Here is a 24,499-nt window from a genome sequence, read left to right on the forward strand (position 1 = left end):
GTCCGCCTCCCGGTGTTCTGCGCCCTGGGCCGCCGCCCGTGCCGCCCTGCGTTCACGTCGCTGTGCCGCTCAGCTGCCGCCAGCCCGCTGCCCCTGCTGCTGAAGCGCACGTCATTCCCGTCGCGCCTCGGGCCAAGGTGACCGCTGCCCGTGCCCGGGTACTCTCCGCCTCCCGGTGTTCTGCGCCCTGGGCCGCCGCCCGTGCCGCCCTGCGTTCACGTCGCTGTGCCGCTCAGCTGCCGCCAGCCCGCTGCCCCTGCTGTCGAAGCGTGCGTCATTCCCGTCGTGCCTCGGGCCAAGGTGACCGCTGCCCGTGCCCGGGTAAACCGACCCGCACCGCACCGCGTCGAGACGGCTTCACTCCCACTCCCACGCAATGCCGACGATCCCCGGACGTATCCGTGGCTGCACCAGGTGGACGCAGCGGTGGGGGGCGGTGACCGGCAGGTCGTGCCGGCCGCTGCGCGGCGCCGCCGTCGAGTGCTGGGTGAAGCGATGGCAGCGCACCGGCAGCGCGGCCGCGTCGAACCGCACCTGGAGGGCGTACTGGCCGCCGGGGAAGCCGAAGCGGTGGAGGTACTCGCGGGAGGCCCCGGCCGTGCCGTCCTCGATGGCGTACCGGAAGAGGAAGGTGTCCCCGGAGCGCAGCCGGGTGCCGAAGAGCAATTCCGCCACCAGCACGCCGGTGTCCTGGTCCCAGCGGACGCGTCCCGTGCGACAGTTCTCCAGCGCCCGCACCCTGATGTCGTGCGGACGGCAGCCGGGGTCGCCGTGGTGCACGGCGAGGAAGCGGTCGACCCCGTCGCGGTGGGCACGCACGATGTGGTGGGCCTCGCGGCCCGCCAGCTCGCGCCGGGCGCCGATGCGGACGCATTCGTGGTGGCCCAGGGTGTGCAGGCCGCCGTCGAGGGCCCAGCCCAGCTCGGCCCCGAGCCGGTCCAGCACGTCCGAGGCCTCGATCAGGGACCGGTAGGAGCGCACGGCCGGGTGACCGGCGACAGCGCGCTCGTCGGCCTCCGTGAGCAGCCGGATCAGCGACTCCTCCGGTAGATGGAGGATTTCCTCCAGCGCCCGTACCGCACGCAACGACTCCGGGCGCTGGGGGCGGCGGGCGCCCTGCTGCCAGTAACTCAAGCTGGTGACACCGACCTTCACCCCGTGGCGGGACAGATGGTGCTGGACGCGCTGGAGCGGCAGCCCGCGTGCGGCGATCGCGGCGCGCAGCGCCACATGGAAGGGGCCGCCCCGCAGGGCCGTGTCCAGTTCCGCGGTGGGGAGGTGCGCGTGCTCCGTGGCATGCCGCATGCCGGGGCGCCTTTCTGTGAGGTGTCACAACGGCTGGTCAGACCGTCTGAGCGGTGTTCGGGGCCACCCCCGTGGGCGCTGGTGGACGCCTGTGACTGCGCACGCCGTGCCGGTACGCGTGCGTGCACGGCCCCGAGTTCCCCCGCATTGAAGCGTGTTGACCAGACCCCGACAACACCTGGAACCCGCCACGGCCGCGGCCGGCCGGGCCGCGCGAACCGGAGCACAGCCGCCGGCCATGGGCCGGTGTCCGGATCGTCCTGCACTGATCGGTACGGGCCTGCCGTCGGAGGACACCGGCCGGCCTGTGGACGGCTGAGCGGCATGGGGCGGGCGTTGTCCACAGGCCCGACGCGGTGTCGGTGCTCGCCAGTAGGGTGTGAGACATGGCCGACCCCTCCAGCTACCGCCCCAGGCCGGGTGAGATCCCGGACTCTCCGGGGGTGTACAGGTTCCGTGACGAGCACCGCCGGGTGATCTACGTCGGAAAGGCGAAAAGCCTGCGCCAGCGCCTGGCGAACTACTTCCAGGACCTGGCGAACCTGCACCCGCGCACCCGGACGATGGTGACCACCGCCGCGTCCGTGGAGTGGACCGTGGTGTCCACGGAGGTCGAGGCCCTCCAGCTGGAGTACTCCTGGATCAAGGAGTACGACCCCCGGTTCAACGTCAAGTACCGCGACGACAAGAGCTACCCGTACCTCGCGGTGACGATGAACGAGGAGTTCCCGCGCGTGCAGGTGATGCGCGGTCACAAGAAGAAGGGCGTCCGGTACTTCGGGCCGTACGGACATGCGTGGGCCATCCGGGACACCGTCGACCTGCTGCTGCGCGTGTTCCCGGTGCGCACCTGCTCGGCCGGCGTGTTCAAGAACGCCGCCCGTACGGGCCGTCCCTGCCTGCTCGGCTACATCGGCAAGTGCTCCGCCCCCTGTGTCGGCCGGATCGGCCCCGAGGACCACAAGGACCTGGCCGAGGAGTTCTGCGACTTCATGGCCGGCCGCACCGGCACCTACCTCCGCCGTCTGGAGAAGCAGATGACGGAGGCGGCCGAGGAGATGGAGTACGAGCGGGCCGCCCGGTTGCGTGACGACATCGGGGCCCTGAAGAAGGCCATGGAGAAGAACGCCGTCGTGCTCGCCGACGCGACGGACGCCGACCTGATCGCCGTCGCCGAGGACGAGCTGGAGGCGGCCGTGCAGATCTTCCATGTGCGCGGCGGCCGGGTGCGGGGCCAGCGCGGCTGGGTGACCGACAAGGTCGAGGAGATCACCACCGGAGCCCTGGTCGAGCACGCCCTGCAGCAGCTCTACGGCGAGGAGACCGGGGACGCGGTCCCCAAGGAGGTCCTGGTCCCGGCGCTGCCCGAGCCGGTCGAGCCGGTCCAGGACTGGCTGGCCGCCCGCCGCGGGGCGAACGTCTCCCTGCGCATCCCGCAGCGCGGCGACAAGAAGGCGCTGATGGAGACCGTGCAGCGCAACGCCCAGCAGGCCCTCGCACTGCACAAGACCAAGCGCGCCTCCGACCTGACCACGCGCTCGCGCGCCCTGGAGGAGATCGCCGAGGCCCTCGACCTGGACAGCGCGCCGCTGCGCATCGAGTGCTACGACATCTCGCATCTGCAGGGGGACGACGTGGTCGCCTCCATGGTCGTCTTCGAGGACGGCCTGCAGCGCAAGGGCGAGTACCGCCGTTTCCAGATCAAGGGCTTCGCGGGCCAGGACGACGTCCGCTCCATGCACGAGGTGATCACCCGCCGCTTCCGGCGTTACCTCGCCGAGAAGGAGAAGACGGGGGAGTGGTCCGACGGCGAGGAGACCGCCACGAACGGGGAGAGCGCCCTTCCCGACGGCGAGCCGCTCACCAGCTCGCTGAAGGACGACGACGGCCGTCCCAGGAAGTTCGCCTACCCGCCGCAGCTGGTCGTCGTCGACGGTGGTCAGCCGCAGGTCGCCGCGGCCCGGCGCGCCCTGGACGAGCTGGGCATCGACGACATCGCCGTCTGCGGCCTCGCCAAGCGGCTGGAGGAGGTCTGGGTGCCCGGCGAGGACGACCCGGTGGTCCTGCCCCGCACCAGCGAGGGCCTGTATCTGCTCCAGCGCGTCCGGGACGAGGCGCACCGGTTCGCGATCACCTACCAGCGCACCAAGCGCGCCAAGCGATTCCGGGCCGGCCCCCTGGACGAGGTTCCCGGCCTCGGCGAGACCCGCAAACAGGCGCTCATCAAGCATTTCGGCTCGGTGAAGAAGCTGCGGTCCGCCACAATCGAACAGATCCAGGAGGTGCCCGGGATAGGCCGGAAGACGGCCGAGACGATCGCCGCGGCCCTCGCCCAGGCGGCCCCGGCCGCACCCGCCGTGAACACGGCGACCGGAGAGATCATTGATGATGAGGAACCCGATACGACGGCGGGTTCCTCGGGGGAGCCCGTAACCGCGGGTCTCCCGGACGAACGACGGGGGCAGGAGACATGACCGAGCACGACGCACAGCCCGCAGCGGAGCGAGATCCGGCCCGCAAGGGAGCGGGGCAGGACCAGCCACAGGCCGCGGCCGGTGAACAGCCCGTGGCGCAGGACAACGGAGCACAGGTGAGCACGGACGGTACGCCCGCCCAGGCCCCAGAAGCGGCCATCCCGGAACTGGTGATCATTTCCGGCATGTCCGGAGCGGGACGGTCGACGGCGGCCAAGTGCCTGGAGGACCTCGGCTGGTTCGTCGTGGACAACCTCCCGCCCGCGCTCATCCCGACCATGGTCGAGCTGGGCGCCCGCTCGCAGGGCAACGTGGCGCGGATCGCGGTCGTCGTGGACGTGCGGGGCCGGCGCTTCTTCGACAACCTGCGCGAATCCCTCGCCGACCTGGACACCCGGGGTGTCACCCGGCGCATCGTCTTCCTGGAGTCCTCCGACGACGCCCTGGTGCGCCGCTTCGAGTCGGTACGCCGCCCGCACCCCCTGCAGGGTGACGGCCGCATCGTCGACGGCATCGCCGCCGAGCGGGAGCTGCTGCGCGAGCTGCGCGGCGACGCCGACCTGGTGATCGACACCTCCAGCCTGAACGTGCACGAGCTGCGCGCCAAGATGGACGCCCAGTTCGCCGGCGAGGAGGAGCCCGAGCTGCGGGCCACCGTGATGTCCTTCGGCTTCAAGTACGGCCTCCCGGTCGACGCCGACCTGGTCGCGGACATGCGGTTCCTGCCCAACCCGCACTGGGTCCCGGAGCTGCGCCCGTACACCGGGCTCAACGAGGAGGTCGCCGCGTATGTCTTCAACCAGCCCGGCGCGAAGGAGTTCCTCGACCGGTACGCCGAACTGCTGCGGCTCATCGCGGCCGGCTACCGGCGCGAGGGCAAGCGGTATGTGACCATCGCGATCGGCTGTACCGGCGGCAAGCACCGCTCGGTCGCGATGTCGGAGAAGCTCGCCGCGCGCCTCGCGGCCGAGGGTGTGGAGACGGTGGTCGTACACCGGGACATGGGACGGGAATGACGGAACGTACACGGCGGCTCAGCCGGCTGCGCAGGATGGTGCCCGAGGGACGCGCGAGCCGTGCGGCCGCCGAGTCCCGGCCGGCCCGCCCCGCTGAGGCCCGCGGTGGCCGGCCCCGCCGCCGGGGCGCACAGCCCAAGGTGGTCGCGCTCGGCGGCGGCATGGGCCTGTCCGCCTCGCTCGCCGCGCTGCGCCGGATCACCGGCGATCTCACGGCCGTCGTCACGGTGGCCGACGACGGAGGTTCCAGCGGCCGGCTGCGCGACGAGCTGGGCGTGCTGCCGCCCGGCGACCTGCGCAAGGCGCTGGCCGCGCTCTGCGGTGACGACGACTGGGGCCAGACCTGGGCCCGGGTCATCCAGCACCGTTTCACCTCCCAAGGAGACCTGCACGACCACGCGGTCGGCAATCTGCTCATCGTCGCCCTGTGGGAGCAGCTCGGCGACCATGTGCAGGCCCTGGACCTGGTCGGCAAGCTGCTCGGCGCGCACGGGCGCGTGCTGCCCATGTCCGCCGTACCGCTGGAGCTGCAGGCCCTGGTCAAGGGGCACGATCCCGAGCGCCCGGACGACGTGGACACCGTGCGCGGGCAGGCGACGGTCGCGCTGACGCCGGGCGAGGTCCAGTCGGTGCACCTGGTGCCGCACGACCCGCCGGCCGTGCCGGAGGCCGTGGCGGCGGTCCTGGACGCGGACTGGGTGGTGCTCGGCCCCGGCTCCTGGTTCTCCTCGGTGATCCCGCATCTGCTCGTCCCTGAGCTGCTGGACGCCCTCACGGAGACCAAGGCGCGCAAGGTGCTGTCCCTGAACCTCGCCCCGCAGCCCGGAGAAACCGAGGGCTTCTCCCCGCAGCGTCATTTGGAGGTTTTGGGGCGACACGCCCCTAAACTCGCCCTGGACGTGGTGCTGGCCGACGAGGCTGCCGTGCCCGACCGCGACTCGCTCACCGAGGCCGCCAAACGGCTGGGAGCCGCGATCGAGCTGGCACCGGTGGCCCGGACCGATGGATCACCCCGGCATGATCCGGAGCTGTTGGCCGCCGCGTACGACCGTATTTTTCGGATGCATGGAAGGATCGGCCCATGGCGATGACGGCAGCGGTGAAGGATGAGATCTCCCGGCTCCCCGTCACCCGGACCTGCTGCAGGAAGGCGGAGGTTTCCGCCATTCTGCGGTTCGCCGGCGGCCTCCACCTGGTGAGCGGGCGCATCGTGATCGAGGCGGAGCTGGACACCGCGATGGCGGCCCGCCGTCTCAAGCGGGACATCCTGGAGATCTTCGGCCACAGTTCCGAGCTGATCGTGATGGCGCCCGGCGGTCTGCGGCGGGGCTCGCGGTACGTCGTGCGGGTCGTCGCAGGCGGTGACCAGCTGGCCCGGCAGACCGGCCTCGTGGACGGCCGGGGCCGCCCGATCCGCGGCCTGCCCCCGCAGGTGGTCTCCGGGGCCACGTGTGACGCGGAGGCGGCCTGGCGCGGGGCCTTCCTGGCGCACGGTTCGCTGACCGAGCCCGGCCGTTCCTCCTCGCTGGAGGTGACCTGCCCGGGCCCGGAGGCCGCGCTCGCGCTGGTCGGTGCCGCCCGTCGGCTGTCCATCGCCGCCAAGGCGCGCGAGGTGCGGACGGTGGACCGGGTCGTCGTCCGGGACGGTGACGCGATCGGGGCGCTGCTGACCCGGCTCGGCGCGCACGAGTCCGTGCTGGCCTGGGAGGAGCGCCGGATGCGCCGCGAGGTGCGGGCCACCGCCAACCGGCTCGCCAACTTCGACGACGCCAACCTGCGCCGTTCGGCCCGGGCCGCCGTGGCGGCCGGTGCCCGCGTCCAGCGGGCGCTGGAGATCCTCGGCGAGGAGGTCCCCGAACACCTCGCGGCGGCGGGCCGGCTGCGCATGGAGCACAAGCAGGCCTCCCTGGAGGAGCTCGGCGCGCTCGCCGACCCGCCGCTGACCAAGGACGCGGTCGCGGGCCGTATCCGGCGCCTGCTGGCGATGGCCGACAAGCGCGCCGCCGACCTGGGCATCCCGGGCACGGAGGCGAACCTCACGGAGGAGCTGGCGGACAACCTGGCCGGCTGACCGCCGCCGTCCGAAGACGCCGGTGCCGTACGCCCGTTCGGGTGGTCGGCACCGGCGTTGCGTGTCCGTGAGGCGCTCTTGACTCGATCATGAGGTGACATGAGCCTGGCAACCTGTTCGCCGCTGTGGCGGACCACCGCTAGGGGGGTTCATGAGACACAGAGCGAAATCGATCCTCGCTGTCGGCGCGCTTCTCATCGGCGGAGCGAGCCTCGCACCCCACGCCCAGGCCCAGAGCGGCAACCCGGCGACGTCCGGCCCGGACGAGGTCAGGGTCTACCGCGCCGACGTCACACCGCAGCAGATCCCTCTTCTCCTGAAGGCCGGGCAGGACGGGCAGGAACTCGGCGAGCAGGTCGCCGGACCCGGGAAGACCGAGGTCGAGGTCTACCTCACCGGCAAGCAGGCGGCGAGGCTGCGCAAAGAGGGTGTCGACCTCACCGAGCACACCCTGTCGGCGCGGGCGCAGGCGCGCATCACGACCGCGTCGCAGGGCGTGTTCCGCCCGTACAGCGGCAGCGGCGGCCTGAAGGAGGAGATCCTCCGGACCGCTCGGGCCAACCCCGGCCTGACCAAGGTCGAGTCCCTCGGGAAGACGATCAACGGACAGGACATCCTCGCCCTCAAACTGACCAGGAACGCCGGGAAGACGAAGGACGGCTCCAGGCCGTCCGTGCTGTATCTGTCCAACCAGCACGCGCGTGAGTGGATCACGACCGAGATGACCCGGCGTCTGATGCACTACTACCTGGACAACTACCGGACGGACAGACGCATTCGGAAGATCGTCGACTCGACCGAGCTGTGGTTCGTCATCTCGGCCAACCCCGACGGCTACGACTACACGTTCAAGAACGCCGGAACCCGCCTGTGGCGCAAGAACCTGCGGGACGTCAACGGCGACGGTGTCATCGGCGCGGGCGACGGCGTCGACCTCAACCGCAACTTCCCCTACAAGTGGGGCTATGACGACGAGGGTTCGTCGCCCAGCCCCACCAGCGAGACCTACCGTGGCGCGAGCCCCGAGTCGGAGCCCGAGACCAGGGCGCTGGACGGCTTCGAGAAGCGCATCGGGTTCCGATACGCCGTCAACTACCACTCCGCCGCCGAACTGCTCCTGTACGGCGTCGGCTGGCAGGTCGCCACGCCGAGCCCCGACGACGTCCTCTACAAGGCGCTGGCCGGCACCCCGGACAAGCCCGCCATCCCCGGCTACCACTCGCAGCTCTCCTCGGAGCTCTACACCACCAACGGCGAGGCGGACGGGCACGCGTCGAACGTCAACGGGGTCGCGATGTTCACCCCCGAGATGTCGACCTGCCAGACCGCGTCGAACGTCGACCCGAACGACGCCTGGAAGCCCGAGGACTGCCCGTCGGATTTCAGCTTCCCCGACGACGAGAAGCTGATCCAGCAGGAGTTCGCCAAGAACATCCCGTTCGCGCTCTCCGTCGCCGAGACCGCCGTACACCCGGACAGGCCGGCCTCCTCGGTCGGGCTGAGCGCGGCCGACTTCACCCCGGGCGCGTTCTCCACGTCGTACTCCCGGGGCGCGGACCAGGAGGTCTCCGTGGTCGCCCGCAAGGCGATCCGCGACAAGGAACTGAGGTACCGGGTCAACGGCGGCCGCGTGCACGAGCGGACGCTGCGGCACTGGAAGGGCGGCACCACCTACGGAGGCGCGGACGACCTGTACTTCGACGAGTACCGGGCCACGGTGCACGGCGGCGAGCCGGGCGACAAGGTCGAGGTGTGGTTCACCGGCGTGACGAAGAGCGGCAGGAGCAGCAAGAAGGTCTCCAGCTCCCCGTTCACCTACACGGTCGCCGAGCGGCCCGGAGCCGACACGCTCGTCGTCGCCGAGGAGGGCACGACGGCCACGCAGGCGCAGAAGTACGTCGACGCGCTCAAGGCGGCCGGGCACCGGGCGATCGTGTGGGACGTGGCCCGGCGAGGGGCTCCGGACGCGCTCGGCGTGCTGAAGCACTTCAGGACGGTCGTGCACTACTCCGGCGCGAAGGGTCCCCAGAACGCCACCCAGCTGCAGCTGCGCGCCTACCTCAACGAGGGCGGCAGGCTGATCGAGGCCGGTGAGCTGGCCGGCGGCGGCGTCAGGCTCGGCGACGGCAGCGTCTCGGACGACTTCAGCCAGTACTACCTGGGCGCCTACAGCCGTACGTCGGCCAAGGGAGCCACCGGCTTCACCGGCTCCGGCGCCCTGGACGGCTACACCGGCGCCCTCGGTGACGCGTCCGGCAACCCGCTGGACCAGGCCGGCGTGTACGGCGTCACCTCCGACGAGCTGCCCGTGGCCACGCACCCGCAGTTCAAGAGCGCGGGGGCGGGCCGGTTCGCCGGGGCCGTCAATCCCTACGGGCCGTACTCCGGGTCGTACATGGCCGCCGCCGTGCACACCGACGACGCCTACAAGCGCCTCACCCGCACCATCGACCTCACCGGCGTCAGCGCCGCCGCCAAGCCGGCCCTGACCACCCGGATGCTGTGGGACACCGAGCCGGGCTACGACCACGCGGTGATCGAGGCGCACACCGTGGGCGCGGACGACTGGACGACCCTGCCGGAGGCCGGCGGCGCCACGAAGGCGGCCGTGCCGGCGGACTGCGGGCAGGGCTTCCTGGTCGCCGAGCACCCGTGGCTGAAGCACTATCTGACACTCGCGGACAAGGCCTGCACCGCGAGGGGCACCACCGGCTCCTGGAACAGCCTCACCGGCAGCTCCGGTGGCTGGCAGCGGCTCACCTTCGACCTGAGCGCCTACGCGGGGAAGTCCGTCGAGGTCTCGATCAGCTACCTCACCGACTCGGGCACCGGCGGACACGGAGTCCTCGCCGACGACGCCTCGCTGGTCGTCGGCGGCACAGCGAAGGAGACCGAGGGATTCGAGTCGTCCCTGGGCGCCTGGCACGTGCCCGGACCGCCCCCGGGCAGCCCGGCCGTCCGGAAGGACTGGGCGCGCACCGGAGCGCTCTTCCAGACGTACGGAGCGGTCACCACGGGCGACACCGTGCTGCTCGGGTTCGGCCTGGAGCAGGTGTCGTCGGCGGCCGATCGGGCAGCCCTGGTGAGGAAGGCGTTCGCGGCGCTCGGTGGGTGAGGGCCGCCACGTTGACAGATCCCGCTCGCCTTGTTCCAACAGGTGAGCGGGAGCCCTCTCAACGGTGCGTGGAAGGGGTCCTGATCAAGTGAGCCGACCCGCTCACGAACGAGTGAAGACAGCGCAAAAACCGCCCGGCATTCCATGCTAAATACGGGTGAATCCACTGCCGTTCCGGGACGGTCCGTACCCCTACTGGCGGGTAAGAAACGCCTGCCCGTGTATGCGCCATCTCGATGTCACTCCGGGGCTCTCCGGGAGGTAGGGTCGGTGGTGGTCGGGGACATCCCAAACAGAGCTCGCCGGCACCGCATGGCCGGCGTACCAACGAGGAGATCGGTTCGTGACGATCCGCGTAGGCATCAACGGCTTCGGCCGCATCGGCCGTAACTACTTCCGCGCGCTGCTGGAGCAGGGTGCGGACATCGAGGTTGTGGCTGTCAACGACCTGGGTGACACCGCTACCACCGCCCACCTGCTCAAGTACGACACGATCCTGGGCCGCCTCAAGCAGGAGGTCTCCCACACCGCCGACACCATCACCGTCGACGGCCACACCATCAAGGTGCTCTCCGAGCGCAACCCGGCCGACATCCCCTGGGGCGAGCTGGGTGTCGACATCGTCATCGAGTCGACCGGCATCTTCACCAGCAAGGCGGACGCCGCCAAGCACATCGCCGGCGGCGCCAAGAAGGTCCTCATCTCGGCTCCGGCCAAGGACGAGGACATCACCATCGTGATGGGCGTCAACCAGGACAAGTACGACCCGGCGAACCACCACGTCATCTCCAACGCCTCCTGCACCACCAACTGTGTGGCGCCGATGGCGAAGGTCCTCGACGAGAACTTCGGCATCGTCAAGGGCCTGATGACGACGGTGCACGCGTACACGAACGACCAGCGCATCCTGGACTTCCCGCACAAGGACCTGCGCCGCGCCCGTGCCGCCGCCGAGAACATCATCCCGACCACCACTGGTGCCGCCAAGGCCACCGCCCTGGTCCTGCCGCAGCTCAAGGGCAAGCTGGACGGCATCGCCATGCGCGTCCCGGTCCCCACCGGCTCGGTCACCGACCTGGTCGTCGAGCTCGGCCGCGAGGTCACCAAGGAAGAGGTCAACGCCGCCTTCCAGAAGGCCGCCGAGGGCGAGCTGAAGGGCCTCCTCGACTACACCGAGGACCCGATCGTCTCCTCCGACATCGTCAACGCCCCGGCGTCCTGCACCTTCGACTCCTCCCTGACCATGGTCCAGGAGGGCAAGAACGTGAAGGTCATCGGCTGGTACGACAACGAGTGGGGCTACTCCAACCGCCTCGTCGACCTCACGGTCTTCGTCGGCAACCAGCTCTGATCGCAGCAGGACCCCGCAGTGAGACCAGGGCCCGGGCAGCGCATCGCCGCGCTGCCCGGGCCCTGTCCCGCGTACGGACCGCGTCCTCTTACGATCAGGTGCACCACGAGCCCTCCTCAGGAGTCCACTCAATGAAGACGATCGACGAACTTCTCGCCGCCGGCGTGAGCGGCAAGCGGGTCTTCGTCCGCGCCGACCTCAACGTGCCGCTGGCCGGCGGCACCATCACCGACGACGGCCGTATCCGTGCCGTCCTGCCCACCGTCAAGGCGCTCGCGGACGCGGGCGCCAAGGTGGTCGTCGCCTCGCACCTGGGCCGCCCCAAGGGCGCCCCGGACCCCGCCTTCTCCCTCGCTCCGGCCGCCTCCCGCCTGGGTGAACTCCTCGGCTCCGCCGTGGCCTTCGCGACCGACACCGTCGGCCGGTCCGCCCAGGACACGGTCGCGGGTCTCGCCGACGGCCACGTCGCCGTCCTGGAGAACCTGCGCTTCAACCCCGGCGAGACCAGCAAGGACGACGCCGAGCGCGGCGCGTTCGCCGACCAGCTGGCCGCCCTCGCCGACGTCTACGTCGGCGACGGCTTCGGCGCCGTGCACCGCAAGCACGCCTCGGTCTACGACCTCGCGAAGAAGCTGCCGCACTACGCCGGCCACCTCATCGCCACCGAGGTCGGCGTCCTCAAGAAGCTCACCGAGGACGTCAAGCGCCCCTACGTCGTCGCGCTCGGCGGCGCGAAGGTCTCCGACAAGCTCGCCGTCATCGACCAGCTGCTCGGCAAGGCCGACCGGCTGCTCATCGGCGGCGGCATGGCCTACACCTTCCTCAAGGCCAAGGGCTACGAGGTAGGCATCTCCCTCCTGCAGGAGGACCAGCTCCCGGCCGTCACCGAGTACATGCAGCGCGCCGAGAAGCAGGGCGTGGAGCTGCTGCTCCCCGTCGACGTCGTGGTCTCCCGGACCTTCCCGGACCTGAAGACCAAGGCCCCGACCGAGCACACCGTGGTCGACGCGGACAAGATCCCCGCCGACCAGGAGGGCCTGGACATCGGCCCGAAGACCCGAGAGCTGTACGCCTCGAAGCTCGCCGACGCCGAGACCGTGTTCTGGAACGGTCCCATGGGCGTCTTCGAGCACCCCGACTACGCCGAGGGCACCAAGGCGGTCGCCCGGGCCCTCGTCGACTCGAACGGCTTCAGCGTCGTAGGCGGCGGTGACTCCGCCGCGGCCGTGCGTACGCTCGGCTTCGACGAGAACGCATTCGGCCACATCTCGACCGGCGGCGGCGCCTCCCTCGAATACCTTGAGGGCAAGACGCTCCCCGGCCTCGCCGCACTGGAGGACTGACCCTTGAGCAACCGCACGCCGATCATGGCGGGCAACTGGAAGATGAACCTCAACCACCTGGAGGCCATCGCACACGTCCAGAAGCTCGCCTTCGCCCTGGCCGACAAGGACTACGAGGCCGTCGAGGTCGCCGTCCTGCCGCCCTTCACCGACCTGCGCTCCGTGCAGACCCTGGTCGACGGCGACAAGCTCAAGATCAAGTACGGCGCCCAGGACATCTCGCAGCACGACTCCGGTGCCTACACCGGCGAGATCTCCGGCCCGATGCTGGCCAAGCTGAAGTGCACCTACGCGGTCATCGGCCACTCCGAGCGCCGCCAGTACCACAACGAGACCGACGAGCTGGTCAACGCCAAGGTCAAGGCCGCCTACAAGCACGGCATCACCCCCATCCTGTGCGTCGGCGAGGAGCTGGACGTCCGCGAGGCGGGCAACCACGTCACCCACACCCTCGCCCAGGTCGAGGGCGGTCTGAAGGACCTCCCGGCCGAGCAGGCCGAGACCGTCGTGATCGCCTACGAGCCCGTCTGGGCCATCGGCACCGGCAAGGTCTGCGGCGCCGAGGACGCCCAGGAGGTCTGCGCCGCCATCCGCGCCAAGATCGCCGAGCTGTACTCGCAGGACGTGGCCGACAAGGTCCGCATCCAGTACGGCGGCTCCGTGAAGGCGGGCAACGTCGCCGAGATCATGGCCCAGGCCGACATCGACGGCGCGCTGGTGGGCGGTGCCTCGCTGGACGCCGACGAGTTCGTCAAGATCGTGCGCTTCCGCGATCAGTGACACGAGCTGTGAGTAGGCGGTAGCGGCGATACGTCGTACCCTTGCGGGGGCACGGCCGAGAGGCTGTGCCCCCGTCTCCATCCGAATCCGAGGAAGTTGGTCCAGCCGTGGTTTTGGGGTTCTCGATCGCCCTGATCGTCTTCAGCCTGCTGCTGATGCTGCTGGTGCTGATGCACAAGGGGAAGGGCGGCGGCCTCTCCGACATGTTCGGTGGTGGCATGGCGTCGTCCGTCGGCGGCTCCTCGGTCGCCGAGCGCAACCTCGACCGGATCACCATCGTGATCGGTCTGCTCTGGTTCGCGTGCATCATCGTCCTCGGCATCGTGATGAAGACGAACAGCTGAGGACGAACAGCTGAGGACGGGCAGCTGAGGACGGGACGGCTGACACCCGCGCAGTGCCCACATCACGCATATTCGGTACGTAAGGCCCCATGTTCGGTACGTGCTCCTGAGCGCGGCCTATCATGGGGCTTGCGTCTATGAGCGGGGACCTTGTAACTCCAATCACTGGACGCGCGTTGGGCCTTACGTAGACTGAGGCGCTCGCGGCGAAGCGAAACGCCGACTCGCTTCGCGGCACCATCACGCAGGGAGTTACGACCGTGGCAAGTGGCAACGCGATCCGAGGTAGCCGGGTCGGGGCGGGGCCGATGGGCGAGGCCGAGCGCGGCGAGTCCGCGCCGCGTCTGCGCATCTCCTTCTGGTGCTCCAACGGGCACGAGACGCAGCCGAGCTTCGCCAGCGACGCGCAGGTCCCCGACACCTGGGACTGCCCCCGCTGCGGCTTCCCGGCCGGCCAGGACCGGGACAACCCGCCGGACCCGCCGCGCACCGAGCCGTACAAGACGCATCTCGCGTACGTACGGGAGCGGCGCAGCGACGCGGACGGCGAGGCTATCCTCGCCGAGGCGCTCGCCAAACTGCGCGGCGAGATCTGACACTTCACACCGGCCGGGCGCCCTGAGGTGCCTGGCCGGAGCCGTCCTGGCCCGCTCTGCCGGCCCGTTGTCAGTGGCACCCTCTACGGTTTTTCGTGAAGACGAGAACCACGAGGGGGAGTTGTGACGCCGGTCGAGACGGGGGAGAGGCACGCGCCCGCGTGGCGCGGAGGATGCGGGCGACCGCGGGCGCCGTACGCGCTCTGCTCATGGGTTCGTTCGCGGTGGCCGTCGCCCTGCCACGCCTCGATCGTGCTGCCCATCGCCCTGGCCTTCACCCTGGCCACGCTCCAGACGCTGTTCGACAACGCCTTCGCGGCCGACGCCGCCACGGCCCTGTGCACCCTCGGCATGGGCGCGCTGATCGCCACCCTGGTGGTCCTCGTGACCGGCCGGCCGGACGCGGGCACGACCGGGTACGCGGTGGCGGCCACCGCGTACACCGTGGGCGGTCTGGCCGGCGGCGCGCTGAACCGGTGGACCACGGCCGCGCTCGCCGTCCTCGGCTGCACGGGCATGCCGTGGGACGTCAACACGACGACCCTGATGCAGCAGCGTGCCCTGCTCGGCGGCGCCGTGGACATGGCCTGGGGGCGGAACACCCCGGCCCTGCTCACGGCCGCCTTCTTCGTCCTGTCCGTCACCGCGCTGATACCGGCCCGCAAGCCGGACGTACCTGTTGTTGCGCCGCACGACGGCGTCACGACGGCTCGCGCCGCACGGTGATCAATTAGGTTGGAACAGCTGGGACAGGTACGAAAGAAGGCGGAAGTCGGAAATGAACGCAGACGGCCGGACCAGGCTCAACCAGACGCCCGAATGGACCGCTCTCGCCAAGCACCGGGAGGAGCTGGCCGGCACCCATCTGAGGGAGCTGTTCGCCGCCGATCCCGGGCGCGGCGCCGGATACACGCTCCGGGTCGGCGATCTGTACCTCGACTACTCGAAGCACCTGGTCACCGATGAGACGCTGCGGCTGCTGCGCGAGCTGGCCGCCGCCACGGACGTGTTCGGCCTCCGGGACGCCATGTTCCGCGGTGAGAAGATCAACGTCACCGAGAACCGCGCGGTGCTGCACACCGCGCTGCGCGCCCCGCGCGACGCGGTGATCGAGGTCGACGGGCAGAACGTGGTGCCGGCCGTGCACGCCGTGCTGGACAAGATGAGCGACTTCGCCGACCGCGTCCGCTCCGGCAGCTGGACCGGTCACACCGGCAAGCGCATCAAGAACGTGATCAACGTCGGTATCGGCGGCTCCGACCTGGGCCCCGCGATGGCCCACGAGGTGCTGCGCAGCTTCACCGACCGCGAGCTGACGGTCCGCTTCGTCTCCAACGTGGACGGTGCCGACCTGCACGAGGCCACCCGGGACCTGGACCCGGCCGAGACGCTGTTCATCATCGCCTCCAAGACCTTCACCACCATCGAGACGATCACCAACGCCACCTCCGCCCGTACCTGGCTGCTGGCCGCGCTCGGTGACGACAGCGCGGTGGCCAAGCACTTCGTCGCCCTGTCCACGAACGCCGAGAAGGTCGCCGAGTTCGGCATCGACCCGGACAACATGTTCGAGTTCTGGGACTGGGTCGGCGGGCGCTACTCGTACGACTCGGCGATCGGCCTCTCCCTGATGATCGCGATCGGGCCCGACCGCTTCCGGGAGATGCTGGACGGCTTCCGGCTGATGGACGAGCACTTCCGCACCGCCCCCGCCGAGGCCAACGCCCCTCTGCTGCTCGGCCTGTTGGGCATCTGGTACGGCAACTTCCACGACGCCCAGTCGCACGCCGTCCTGCCCTACAGCCACTACCTGTCGAAGTTCACCGCCTATCTCCAGCAGCTGGACATGGAGTCCAACGGCAAGTACGTGGCGCGGGACGGCCGGCCGGTGGAGTGGCAGACCGGGCCGGTCGTGTGGGGCACGCCGGGCACCAACGGGCAGCACGCCTACTACCAGTTGATCCACCAGGGCACCAAGCTGATCCCGGCGGACTTCATCGGCTTCGCCGAGCCGGTGGCCGAGCTGAGCGGTGAACTGAAGGCCCAGCACGACCTGTTGATGGCCAACTTCTTCGCCCAGACCCAGGCGCTCGCCTTCGGCAAGACGGCCGAGGAGGTCCGCGCCGAGGGCGTCCCGGAGGAGCTGGTCCCGCACAAGACCTTCCCGGGCAACCGGCCGACGACGACCATCCTGGCGAAGGAACTCACCCCGTCCGTCCTCGGCCAGCTGGTCGCGCTGTACGAGCACAAGGTGTTCGTGCAGGGCGCGGTGTGGAACATCGACTCCTTCGACCAGTGGGGCGTGGAGCTGGGCAAGGTCCTCGCCAAGCGGGTCGAGCCGGCCCTCACCGAGGGCGCCGAGGTCCCGGGCCTCGACGCCTCGACCAAGGCGCTGGTCGCGACGTACCGGGAGCTGCGCGGCCGGAGCTGATCCACCGGCCGAGCCGTCGCGGCGACCGTTTTTGTGCGTTTTCTTTGCCTATCCCTTAAGGTTCGGATGATCTTCAGGGGAGGAAGGCGCATGGTGCACAGAGGGTTCGCCGCGGCGGTCGCGGCGGCCGTCATCGGGCTGTCGGCGGTCGGTTGCGGCGGCGGACACCAGCCGGCGGAGTCCAGGAACGACGGGCCCGCGGCCGGGGGAAAGGCCACGAGCCCGGCCCGGCCGGGCTACTCCGGGCTGTCGGAGGTGCCGGAGCGGCTGGAGAAGGACGGGACGACCATCACGGTCGGGGACCCGGCCGCCCCGGTGACCGTGCACCTGTACGAGGACCTCCGGTGCCCGGTGTGCAAGGAGTTCGAGACCACCGGCGGCGCCCCGCGGCTGCGCGGCGCGACCGTCCGGCGGGAGACGAAGACCCAGTACACCCTGGCCTCCTTCCTGGACGCCCGGCTCACCGGCTCGGGGTCCGAGAAGGCGGTCAACGCCCTGCGGGCCGCGCTGGACAAGGGCAGGTTCGCCGAATACCACGACGTGCTCTACGCCCACCAGCCCGCCGAGAGCGTCGACGGCTTCACCGACGCGTATCTGCTGAAGCTGGCCGGGCGGGTCCCCGGACTGCGCGGGCCGGACTTCGACTCCGCCGTGAAGACCATGAAGTACCGCTCGTTCGTGACCCGGTCCGAGCAGGCGTACGAGAAGGCCGGCGGAGCGCAGAGCCCCAAGGGCCCCGGCACCCCCACCGTCGACATCAACGGCGCACGCGTCCCTGCCGAGTACAACGGCGTACTGTTCGACGGTGACGTCTTCTCCGGTCTGCTCGCGAAGATCCGGGCCCACCCGGAGGAGTGGCGGAAGCCGAACCCCTGACCCGCTGCGCCCGCGCCCTGACCTCAGGCCACCGCGCTCAGCGTCTCCGCGAGCCGTCTGCGGGCCGCGCGGGCCGCGGGGAGCGCGGCGAGCGCCGCCGCCCCGAGTACGGCTGCCGCGCCCAGGGCGAGCAGCAGCGCGGGCGAGGGGGACTGGGCGATACCGGCACCGATACCGCTGGAGCTGCCCTGGGCGTCGATCAGCCGGCGGGCCAGCGGCAGCCCCAGCGCCGTAGCGGCGAGCGCCGCGGCCAGGGCCGTACAGCTCGTCGCCGTGACGGTGATCGCCGTGATCTGCCGCGGGGACATGCCGATCGCCTTCAGCGCCAGCACATCCCGCTCGCTCTCGCGGACGCTGCCGCCGATGGCGGTGAGCAGCTCGACCAGCCCGATCAGGGCCAGCACGGCGATCAGCCCGGCGACGACGGCGCGCAGCGGGGACAGCCCGTCGGCGGGGTTGTCCACGGGATGCACGTCCAGGTGGCCCCGGCCGGCCGCGGACAGCGCGGTGGCCACCCGTTGCGGGTCGGCGCCGGGGCGCAGCCGCAGCTCGTAGAAGGCCGGTGACAGGCCGGGGTCGTTCGCGCGGAGGGTGTCCAGGGAGGTGGTGACGACCCGGCCGGCGTTCTGCGGTTCGATGCTGCGGCCCACGATGTGCAGGATCTGCGGCCGGTCGCCCACCGTCATGCGCACCCAGTCACCGACCCGCGCGTGCAGCAGGTCCAGCAGGCCCTGGCCGGCCACCGCCTCGTCCGGTCCCCGCGCGGTCCGGCCCTCGGCGAGGGCGTAGGGGTAGGGCGCGGCGCGGGTGCCGACGCCGCGCAGCGCGATGGTGCCGGTCTGGCCGGGGACCAGCGCGGCGACCTCGACTCCGGGATAGGCGCCGGTGACCCGGTGATCGGCGGTGAGCAGGGCCCGTACCGCGGACGCGTCCAGGGCGCCGTCGGAGCGGACCGTGAGGGACGTCGGCATGCCCACGCGCTCCGGGCTGCTGTGGAAGCGGTCGATCGTGGTCCAGGCGCTGAGCGCCACGACGATCAGCAGCAGCGGCAGCGTCAGCCGGGCCACGGTGGCCAGCGACCGGCCGCGCCCCGCGTACGCCTTGTGGCAGCCGAGGACCAGCGCGGCCGGCAGCCGCAGTCCGAGCGCCCGCCGGGCCGGCCCGGTCAGCCCGCCGCCGGCCGGCGCGGCGGGGCGCGGCACCGGAACCGGCGGCACCCGCCCGGCCCGCCAGGCCGCGAGCCCCGTGGTCAGGCCGATGAACAGCACCGCGCCGACGGGTACCGCGACCAGTGCCACGGTGTGCCCCGGCAGCCCCTGCCACACGCCCACGGCGTCGCCGAGCCGGCCGGGGATCCGGCTGCCCAGGGCCTCGGTGAGCGCCGCGGCGGCCACCGCGCCGAGCAGCGCGTACGCCAGGTGCTGGAGCAGGAAGACCCGGACGACCTGGCCGGGCGTGAAGCCGATCGCCTTCAGCACCGACAGATCCCGCAGATGCCCCCGGATGCGGGTGGCGATCGCGCCGTGCACGGCGAACCCCGCGGCGACCAGGGCGCCCAGGCCGAACAGGCCGAGCACCTGGCCGAGCAGCCGGTTGTCACCCTGGGCCGCGGCGCGCGCCTGCTGCCACGTGGAGACCTCGTCGACCGCGCCCGCGCCCAGCACCGTGACGGCACGCTGCACCGCGTAGTCCGTGTCACCCGGGTCGGTGAGGCGCAGCCCGATCACCTGGCCGCCGGGGGCGCGCACGGCGGACGGCAGCGCCCAGACCAGCCCCGGCTGCTCACCCGGGCTGTAGTGCGGCTCGGCGGTGTCCGCGATGCCCTCGACGGTCAGGGTGCGGGCGGTACCGGGCAGGGTGAGGGTGTCGCCCGGCTCGGCCAGCAGAGCCCGGGCCAGGCTGCTGTCCAGCACCACGCCGTCCGGTTCGGCCGGATCCAGCCAGTGCCCGGCGGTGACCAGCGGCCGGCCGACGGAGGGCGGCCGGGAGACGTCGCGCAGTTCCACGGAGGCACGGCTGCCGCGTACGGCGACGGTGGCGGACTCGGTGCGGTAGGGACCGGCGACGGACTCGACGCCGTCCAGGCGGGCGAGCCTGCGGGTGTCCGCGGACGGGGCCGTGTGGATCCACACGTGTGCCCCGCGGGCCTGTGCGAAGATCCGCTGCCACGGGTTGGTGGCGTAGCCGAACAGGGCGGTGGCCAGCAGCAGCGAGGCGACGATGCCGGCGGTGGCCAGCACGAGGAACAGCGCCTCGCCACGATGCGTCCGCAGATCGGAGTGCGCCCAGCGCAGCGTCGCCCGCACGTACCTCAGCCCCTTGCCCCGCGACGCGCCACGCCCGTGCCCCCTGACCCGCGACGCACCATCAGTCCCTCAGCTCCAGCACGCCCGAGATCCCCGACTTCCGGGACGGCGGTGCGCCGTCCAGGCGCGCGTCGTCGGCTATGCGGCCGTCGAAGAAGCTGATGACGCGGTCGGCGGCGCTCGCCAGCCGGGCGTCGTGCGTGACCAGGACGATGCTCTGCCCGCGCCCGTGGAAGCGGGACAAAAGCCGCATCACCTCGCGTGTGCCCTTGCTGTCCAGGCTTCCGGCGGGCTCGTCGGCCAGCAGCAGCGGCGGGTGGTTGACCAGGGCCCGGGCGAGCGCGACCCGCTGCTGTTCGCCGCCGGACAGCTCGCCCGGCATGCTGCGCTCCTTGCCCGCGAGCCCCAGCTCGGCCAGCAGTTCCTCGCGCTCGGCGCGTGCCTTCTTCGGCGGGACGCCGGCGAGCAGGGCGGGCAGCTCGACGTTGTCGGCGACGGACAGGTTCGACACCAGGTTGAAGAACTGGAACACGATCCCGATGGCCTTGCGGCGCTCGACCGCCCAGCGGGCCTCGCCGAACGAGTCCGTGCGCCGTCCGTCGAGCCAGATGCTGCCCGCGTCCGGCCGTTGCAGCCCGCCGAGCAGGTGGAGGAGCGTGGACTTGCCGGCACCGGACGGACCGGTGATCGCCACGAACTCGCCGCGCGCCACGGAGAGATCGACCCCGCGCACGGCATGCGCGGGCGCGCCCTCGCCGTGGTGGGTCTTCACCAGCCCCTCGGCGCGCAGCACCGGGGTGCCCTCGGCGCGCGGCGGCGCGGCGGCGTGCTCGCTCATTCCAGTTCCTCCTGGCACCGCTCCAGCCAGTCGAGGTCGGCCTGCAGATGCAGCATCGCGCCCTCGATGAGCAGGTGGGCGATTCGGTTGTCCCGGCTCTCGGCCGCGGCCAGTTTCGACAGGTTGCGCATGGTGGTGAGGTACTGGCGCCGCTGCTTGTTGATGAGGGCGATCTGGTCGGCGAGACCGGTCTGCGGGGCGAGGGCGAGCTTCATGAAGAACTCGTCCCGCACCCGCGGCTCGTCCTCGGTCTCCTCGAACCAGGCGTGCAGCGCTTCCCGCCCGGCGTCGGTGAGGTGGTAGACCTTCTTGTTGGGCCGGCTGGACTGCTCGACGTCCTCGCCCTCGATCAGTCCCGACTTCTCGAGGCGGCCGAGGGTGACGTAGATCTGGCCGACGTTCGGCTGAGGGTACGCGGAGCCCAGCAGTTGCTCAAGGTCCTGCTTCAGTTCGTAGCCATGGGCCGGACCACGGGCGAGGAGTGCCAGGAGGGGCAGGCGCACTCGTGCTGTCCTCCTGTCTGCTCACAATGTGCTCCAGGCCCTAGTATCGCCCATACCTAACAGGTATACATGGCCTCTGACTCCCGGGCGAAGGTGCCCGGAGCCGTGTGTACGTGTTCAGGGAGGAACCTATGCGGTGGATACGCGCCGCCGGTAGGGGCCTCCTCGTTCTCGCCGTGATCATGACCGGGTACGTCGCCTCCGGCGCGCGGGCCGACGAGGTGGCCGGCGATGGCCGCGGCCCGCTCACCCTGGCCACCGCCGGTGACCTCACCGGCTATCTCGGCCCGCTGCTCCAGGGCTGGAACCGCACGCATCCCGGCGAGAAGGTCACGCTCGTCGAGCTGCCGGACTCCGCCGACGAGACCCATGCGCAGATGACCACCGACCTGCGCGGCGGCGACCGGGGCCGCTTCGACGTCCTGAACATCGACGTCAACTGGACCTCGGAGTTCGCGGCGGCCGGCTGGATCCGCCCACTGCCGCGTGACCGCTTCCCGCTGCGGAGCTTCCTGCCGCCGGTCGTGGACACCGCCACCTATGACGGACGGCTGTACGCGGTCCCGTACGTCACGAATGCCGGACTCCTCCTGTATCGCAAGGACATCCTCGCCAAGGAGGGCGTGCCCCCGCCGCGCACCTGGGCCGAGCTGGAACGCGACGCCAGGACGATCGCGCCGAAGTACGGACTCGCGGGCTACGCGGGCCAGTTCCTGCCCTACGAGGGACTCACCGTGAACGCGGCCGAAGCCGTGTACTCGGCGGGCGGCACGATCCTCGGCGACGAGGGCACCCGGGTCACCGTCGACTCGGCCGCCGCCCGCGAGGGCATCGGCTTCCTCGCCCGCGGCATCCGTGAGGGCTGGATACCCAGGGCGGCGCTGACGTACAAGGAAGAGGAGTCCAAACAGGCCTTCCAGGACGGCAGGCTGCTCTTCCTGCGCAACTGGCCCTACGTCTACGCCGTCGCCTCCGCCAGGGGCTCCAAGGTCGCCGGCAGGATCGGCGCCGTACCGATCCCCGGCCCCCACGGGCCGGGGACGAGTGTGCTCGGCGGCTCGAACCTCGCGGTCAACTCCCATACCCGGCACCCCGATTCGGCCGCGCGCCTGATCGCCTACCTCACCAGTGCGCCCGTCCAGCGCCAGGTGCTCATCCGGGGTGCGCTGCCGCCCGTGCGGGCCGCGCTCTACCAGGACCCCGCGCTGGTGCGGCGGTTCCCCTATCTGCCGACCCTGCGCACCGCCGTGCTCACCGCCGCCCCGCGCCCCAAGAGCGCGCACTACGACCAGGTCAGCCTGGTGGTCCAGGCGGTCGTCCAGGACGTCCTGGCCGGGCACGAGACGCCGGCGGCGGCGGTGCGCCGACTGGCGCGGGAGCTGGCGGCCGTCTCCAGTCGCTAGTTACTTGTTAAGTAACGCCGACATCTCATCTGCCGCTTGCCTGTACCGATAAGTCCGGATTTAACGCCCTGACTTGGCGGTAACAAAAGTTCTTTTCATTGACACCCTCGCGATACGCCTACCTAACATGCATGCATGTTGAGTAAGCACCACTGGTGGCGCGACGCCGTCATCTACCAGGTGTACGTCCGCAGCTTCCTGGACAGCACCGGCGACGGCATCGGCGATCTGGCCGGGGTCCGCGCGGGGTTGCCGTATCTGAAGAAGCTCGGTGTCGACGGCATCTGGCTGAGCCCCTTCTACCCCTCGCCGCAGCACGACCACGGCTACGACGTGGCCGACTACTGCGACGTCGACCCGCTCTTCGGCGACCTCGCCGAGTTCGACCTGCTGATGGCGGCGGCCCGGCGGCTCGGCATCAAGGTGCTGCTCGACATCGTCCCCAACCACTGCTCCAGCGAGCACCCGTGGTTCCGCGAGGCACTGCGGAGCGCACCCGGCAGCCAGGCCCGCGCCCGCTTCCACTTCGCCGACGGCCGCGGCCCGGACGGCAGCGAGCCGCCCAACAACTGGCACGCCATGTTCGGCGGACCCGCCTGGACCAGGGTCGCCGACGGCCAGTGGTACCTGCACATGTTCACGCCCGAGCAGCCCGACTGGAACTGGCGCGACCCCGAGGTCGCCGCCGAGTTCGACCGTGTGCTGCGCTTCTGGCTGGACCGGGGCGTCGACGGCTTCCGCATCGATGTGGCGGCCGGGCTGTACAAGCACCCCGAACTGCCCGACTCCGACGACCCCGAGGCCGACGCCCGCACCCGCGACTCGGTCAACCCGCTCGCCTGGAACCAGCCCGAGGTGCACGAGGTGTGGCGCTGGTGGCGCTCCGTGTGCGAGGAGTACACCGCCCGCGACGGCCGCGACCGCCTCCTCGTCGGCGAGGTCTCCGTCCCCACCGCCCGCGAACACGCCCTGTACGTCCGCCCGGACGAACTCCACCAGGCCTTCTTCTTCGACCTGCTCGGCGCCCCCTGGGACGCCGACGCCTTCCGCAAGGTCATCTCCGAGGCCATGCAGGACATCGCCGGCACCGGCTCCACCGTCACCTGGGTCCTCAACAACCACGACCAGGTCCGGACCGTCACCCGCTACGGTGAACCGACCCCCGAAGGCAGCGGCCTCGGACCGGCCCGCGCCCGCGCCGCCGCACTGCTGATGCTGGCGCTGCCCGGAGCCGCGTACATCTACCAGGGCGAGGAGCTTGGCCTGCCCGAGGTCGTCGACCTGCCCGACGACGTCCTCACCGACCCGATCTTCCGCCGCACCGGCAGCCGCGCCCGCATACGCGACGGCTGCCGGGTCCCGCTGCCCTGGTCCGGGCAGGCCTCCCCGTTCGGCTTCACCTCCGGCGCCGAGTCCGCCAAGCCCTGGCTGCCGCAGCCGGAGTACTTCGCCGAGTACGCCACCGACCGGGCCCTCGCCGACACCCGCTCCTTCTGGCACCTGTACCGCGACGGCCTCCAGCTGCGGCACTCCCTGCCCCAGCTGGGCGAGGGCACGCTCCGCTGGCTGGACTCCCCGCCCGGCGTCCTCGCCTTCACCCGCGGCGACGGCCTGGTCTGCGCCGTCAACTTCGGAACGGCCCCCACACCCGCCCCCGTCTCCGGCACCCCCCTGCTCTCCAGCGGCCCCTGCCCGGCCGGCGTACTGCCCGGCGCCACGGCGGCCTGGTGGCTGAGCGACCTCTGAC

19 protein-coding genes are annotated in these 24,499 nt (G+C 71.1%); 15 read left to right on the plus strand and 4 right to left on the minus strand.

Going from position 1 to position 24,499, the window contains the following annotated elements; all coding sequences use genetic code 11:
• Positions 1-357: 357 nt before the first annotated feature.
• The gene (locus ABT171_RS24695; protein ID WP_351247274.1) at positions 358-1,305 is read right to left on the minus strand and encodes a hypothetical protein; all 948 of its coding nucleotides are present in this window, start codon (positions 1,303-1,305) and stop codon (positions 358-360) included.
• Between the two features lie 386 nt (positions 1,306-1,691).
• On the opposite strand from ABT171_RS24695, the gene uvrC reads away from it, so the two are divergent.
• From uvrC to ABT171_RS24760, 13 genes are all read left to right on the plus strand, one after another.
• Complete coding sequence (uvrC, locus tag ABT171_RS24700; RefSeq protein ID WP_351247276.1) at positions 1,692-3,779, plus strand: excinuclease ABC subunit UvrC; 2,088 nt, start codon at positions 1,692-1,694, stop codon at positions 3,777-3,779.
• Positions 3,776-4,795 carry an RNase adapter RapZ gene (rapZ, locus tag ABT171_RS24705; protein WP_351247278.1) on the plus strand — a complete coding sequence of 340 codons (1,020 nt, stop codon included), beginning with the start codon at positions 3,776-3,778 and terminating at the stop codon, positions 4,793-4,795. The genes uvrC and rapZ overlap by 4 nt, the downstream gene beginning before the upstream one ends.
• Entirely contained in the window at positions 4,792-5,886 is a 1,095-nt protein-coding gene (locus ABT171_RS24710) for a gluconeogenesis factor YvcK family protein (protein ID WP_351247279.1), read from the plus strand. Before rapZ ends, ABT171_RS24710 begins: the two co-directional genes overlap by 4 nt.
• Positions 5,877-6,866 (plus strand): DNA-binding protein WhiA, encoded by a 990-nt coding sequence (gene whiA, locus ABT171_RS24715; RefSeq protein ID WP_351247281.1) that lies wholly within the window; start codon positions 5,877-5,879, stop codon positions 6,864-6,866. Before ABT171_RS24710 ends, whiA begins: the two co-directional genes overlap by 10 nt.
• A gap of 151 nt (positions 6,867-7,017) precedes the next feature.
• Complete coding sequence (locus tag ABT171_RS24720) at positions 7,018-9,981, plus strand: M14 family metallopeptidase (protein WP_351247283.1); 2,964 nt, start codon at positions 7,018-7,020, stop codon at positions 9,979-9,981.
• 343 nt (positions 9,982-10,324) lie between these two features.
• Positions 10,325-11,332: a type I glyceraldehyde-3-phosphate dehydrogenase gene (gap, locus tag ABT171_RS24725; RefSeq protein ID WP_351247285.1), complete on the plus strand. Its 1,008-nt coding sequence runs from the start codon at positions 10,325-10,327 to the stop codon at positions 11,330-11,332.
• Positions 11,333-11,463: 131 nt separating this feature from the next.
• Positions 11,464-12,675, plus strand: coding sequence for a phosphoglycerate kinase (locus tag ABT171_RS24730; protein WP_351247287.1), 1,212 nt, complete (start codon positions 11,464-11,466; stop codon positions 12,673-12,675).
• 3 nt (positions 12,676-12,678) lie between these two features.
• Positions 12,679-13,455 (plus strand): triose-phosphate isomerase, encoded by a 777-nt coding sequence (tpiA, locus tag ABT171_RS24735; protein ID WP_351247289.1) that lies wholly within the window; start codon positions 12,679-12,681, stop codon positions 13,453-13,455.
• 107 nt (positions 13,456-13,562) lie between these two features.
• The gene (secG, locus tag ABT171_RS24740) at positions 13,563-13,799 is read left to right on the plus strand and encodes a preprotein translocase subunit SecG (protein ID WP_351247291.1); all 237 of its coding nucleotides are present in this window, start codon (positions 13,563-13,565) and stop codon (positions 13,797-13,799) included.
• A gap of 260 nt (positions 13,800-14,059) precedes the next feature.
• A complete protein-coding gene (locus tag ABT171_RS24745; RefSeq protein ID WP_003957010.1) occupies positions 14,060-14,395 on the plus strand; it encodes an RNA polymerase-binding protein RbpA in 336 nt (111 codons plus the stop codon).
• Positions 14,396-14,647: 252 nt separating this feature from the next.
• Entirely contained in the window at positions 14,648-15,121 is a 474-nt protein-coding gene (locus tag ABT171_RS24750) for a hypothetical protein (RefSeq protein ID WP_503076388.1), read from the plus strand.
• Between the two features lie 52 nt (positions 15,122-15,173).
• On the plus strand, positions 15,174-16,826 hold the full coding sequence (gene pgi, locus ABT171_RS24755) for a glucose-6-phosphate isomerase (protein ID WP_351247293.1): 1,653 nt from the start codon (positions 15,174-15,176) through the stop codon (positions 16,824-16,826).
• A gap of 90 nt (positions 16,827-16,916) precedes the next feature.
• Positions 16,917-17,702, plus strand: coding sequence for a DsbA family protein (locus ABT171_RS24760; protein WP_351247295.1), 786 nt, complete (start codon positions 16,917-16,919; stop codon positions 17,700-17,702).
• A gap of 23 nt (positions 17,703-17,725) precedes the next feature.
• On the opposite strand, the gene ABT171_RS24765 is transcribed toward ABT171_RS24760, so the two are convergent.
• The 3 genes from ABT171_RS24765 to ABT171_RS24775 form a co-directional block, all read right to left on the minus strand.
• A complete protein-coding gene (locus tag ABT171_RS24765) occupies positions 17,726-20,008 on the minus strand; it encodes an ABC transporter permease (protein WP_351247297.1) in 2,283 nt (760 codons plus the stop codon).
• Between the two features lie 61 nt (positions 20,009-20,069).
• Positions 20,070-20,846 (minus strand): ABC transporter ATP-binding protein, encoded by a 777-nt coding sequence (locus tag ABT171_RS24770; RefSeq protein ID WP_351247299.1) that lies wholly within the window; start codon positions 20,844-20,846, stop codon positions 20,070-20,072.
• Positions 20,843-21,349, minus strand: a complete 507-nt coding sequence (locus tag ABT171_RS24775; RefSeq protein WP_351247301.1) for a PadR family transcriptional regulator — start codon at positions 21,347-21,349, stop codon at positions 20,843-20,845. The genes ABT171_RS24770 and ABT171_RS24775 overlap by 4 nt, the downstream gene beginning before the upstream one ends.
• Before the next feature lie 131 nt (positions 21,350-21,480).
• On the opposite strand from ABT171_RS24775, the gene ABT171_RS24780 reads away from it, so the two are divergent.
• Together ABT171_RS24780 and ABT171_RS24785 are read left to right on the plus strand one after the other, a co-directional pair.
• On the plus strand, positions 21,481-22,752 hold the full coding sequence (locus tag ABT171_RS24780) for an ABC transporter substrate-binding protein (protein ID WP_351247303.1): 1,272 nt from the start codon (positions 21,481-21,483) through the stop codon (positions 22,750-22,752).
• A gap of 135 nt (positions 22,753-22,887) precedes the next feature.
• The gene (locus ABT171_RS24785; RefSeq protein ID WP_351247305.1) at positions 22,888-24,498 is read left to right on the plus strand and encodes a glycoside hydrolase family 13 protein; all 1,611 of its coding nucleotides are present in this window, start codon (positions 22,888-22,890) and stop codon (positions 24,496-24,498) included.
• The last annotated feature ends 1 nt before the right edge of the window (position 24,499 follow it).

Source organism: Streptomyces sp. NPDC001851, from assembly GCF_040297165.1.
GTDB lineage: Bacteria > Actinomycetota > Actinomycetes > Streptomycetales > Streptomycetaceae > Streptomyces.

Bases quoted from the DNA above. Each gene is read 5' to 3' on its own strand.
- ABT171_RS24720 (WP_351247283.1), top strand. From the start codon at position 7,018: ATGAGACACAGAGCGAAATCGATCCTCGCTGTCGGCGCGCTTCTCATC.
- uvrC (WP_351247276.1), top strand. From the start codon at position 1,692: ATGGCCGACCCCTCCAGCTACCGCCCCAGGCCGGGTGAGATCCCGGAC.
- ABT171_RS24780 (WP_351247303.1), top strand. From the start codon at position 21,481: ATGCGGTGGATACGCGCCGCCGGTAGGGGCCTCCTCGTTCTCGCCGTG.
- ABT171_RS24785 (WP_351247305.1), top strand. From the start codon at position 22,888: ATGTTGAGTAAGCACCACTGGTGGCGCGACGCCGTCATCTACCAGGTG.
- pgi (WP_351247293.1), top strand. From the start codon at position 15,174: ATGAACGCAGACGGCCGGACCAGGCTCAACCAGACGCCCGAATGGACC.
- ABT171_RS24710 (WP_351247279.1), top strand. From the start codon at position 4,792: ATGACGGAACGTACACGGCGGCTCAGCCGGCTGCGCAGGATGGTGCCC.
- rapZ (WP_351247278.1), top strand. From the start codon at position 3,776: ATGACCGAGCACGACGCACAGCCCGCAGCGGAGCGAGATCCGGCCCGC.
- ABT171_RS24730 (WP_351247287.1), top strand. From the start codon at position 11,464: ATGAAGACGATCGACGAACTTCTCGCCGCCGGCGTGAGCGGCAAGCGG.
- ABT171_RS24770 (WP_351247299.1), bottom strand. From the start codon at position 20,846: ATGAGCGAGCACGCCGCCGCGCCGCCGCGCGCCGAGGGCACCCCGGTG.
- ABT171_RS24760 (WP_351247295.1), top strand. From the start codon at position 16,917: ATGGTGCACAGAGGGTTCGCCGCGGCGGTCGCGGCGGCCGTCATCGGG.
- ABT171_RS24695 (WP_351247274.1), bottom strand. From the start codon at position 1,305: ATGCGGCATGCCACGGAGCACGCGCACCTCCCCACCGCGGAACTGGAC.
- whiA (WP_351247281.1), top strand. From the start codon at position 5,877: ATGGCGATGACGGCAGCGGTGAAGGATGAGATCTCCCGGCTCCCCGTC.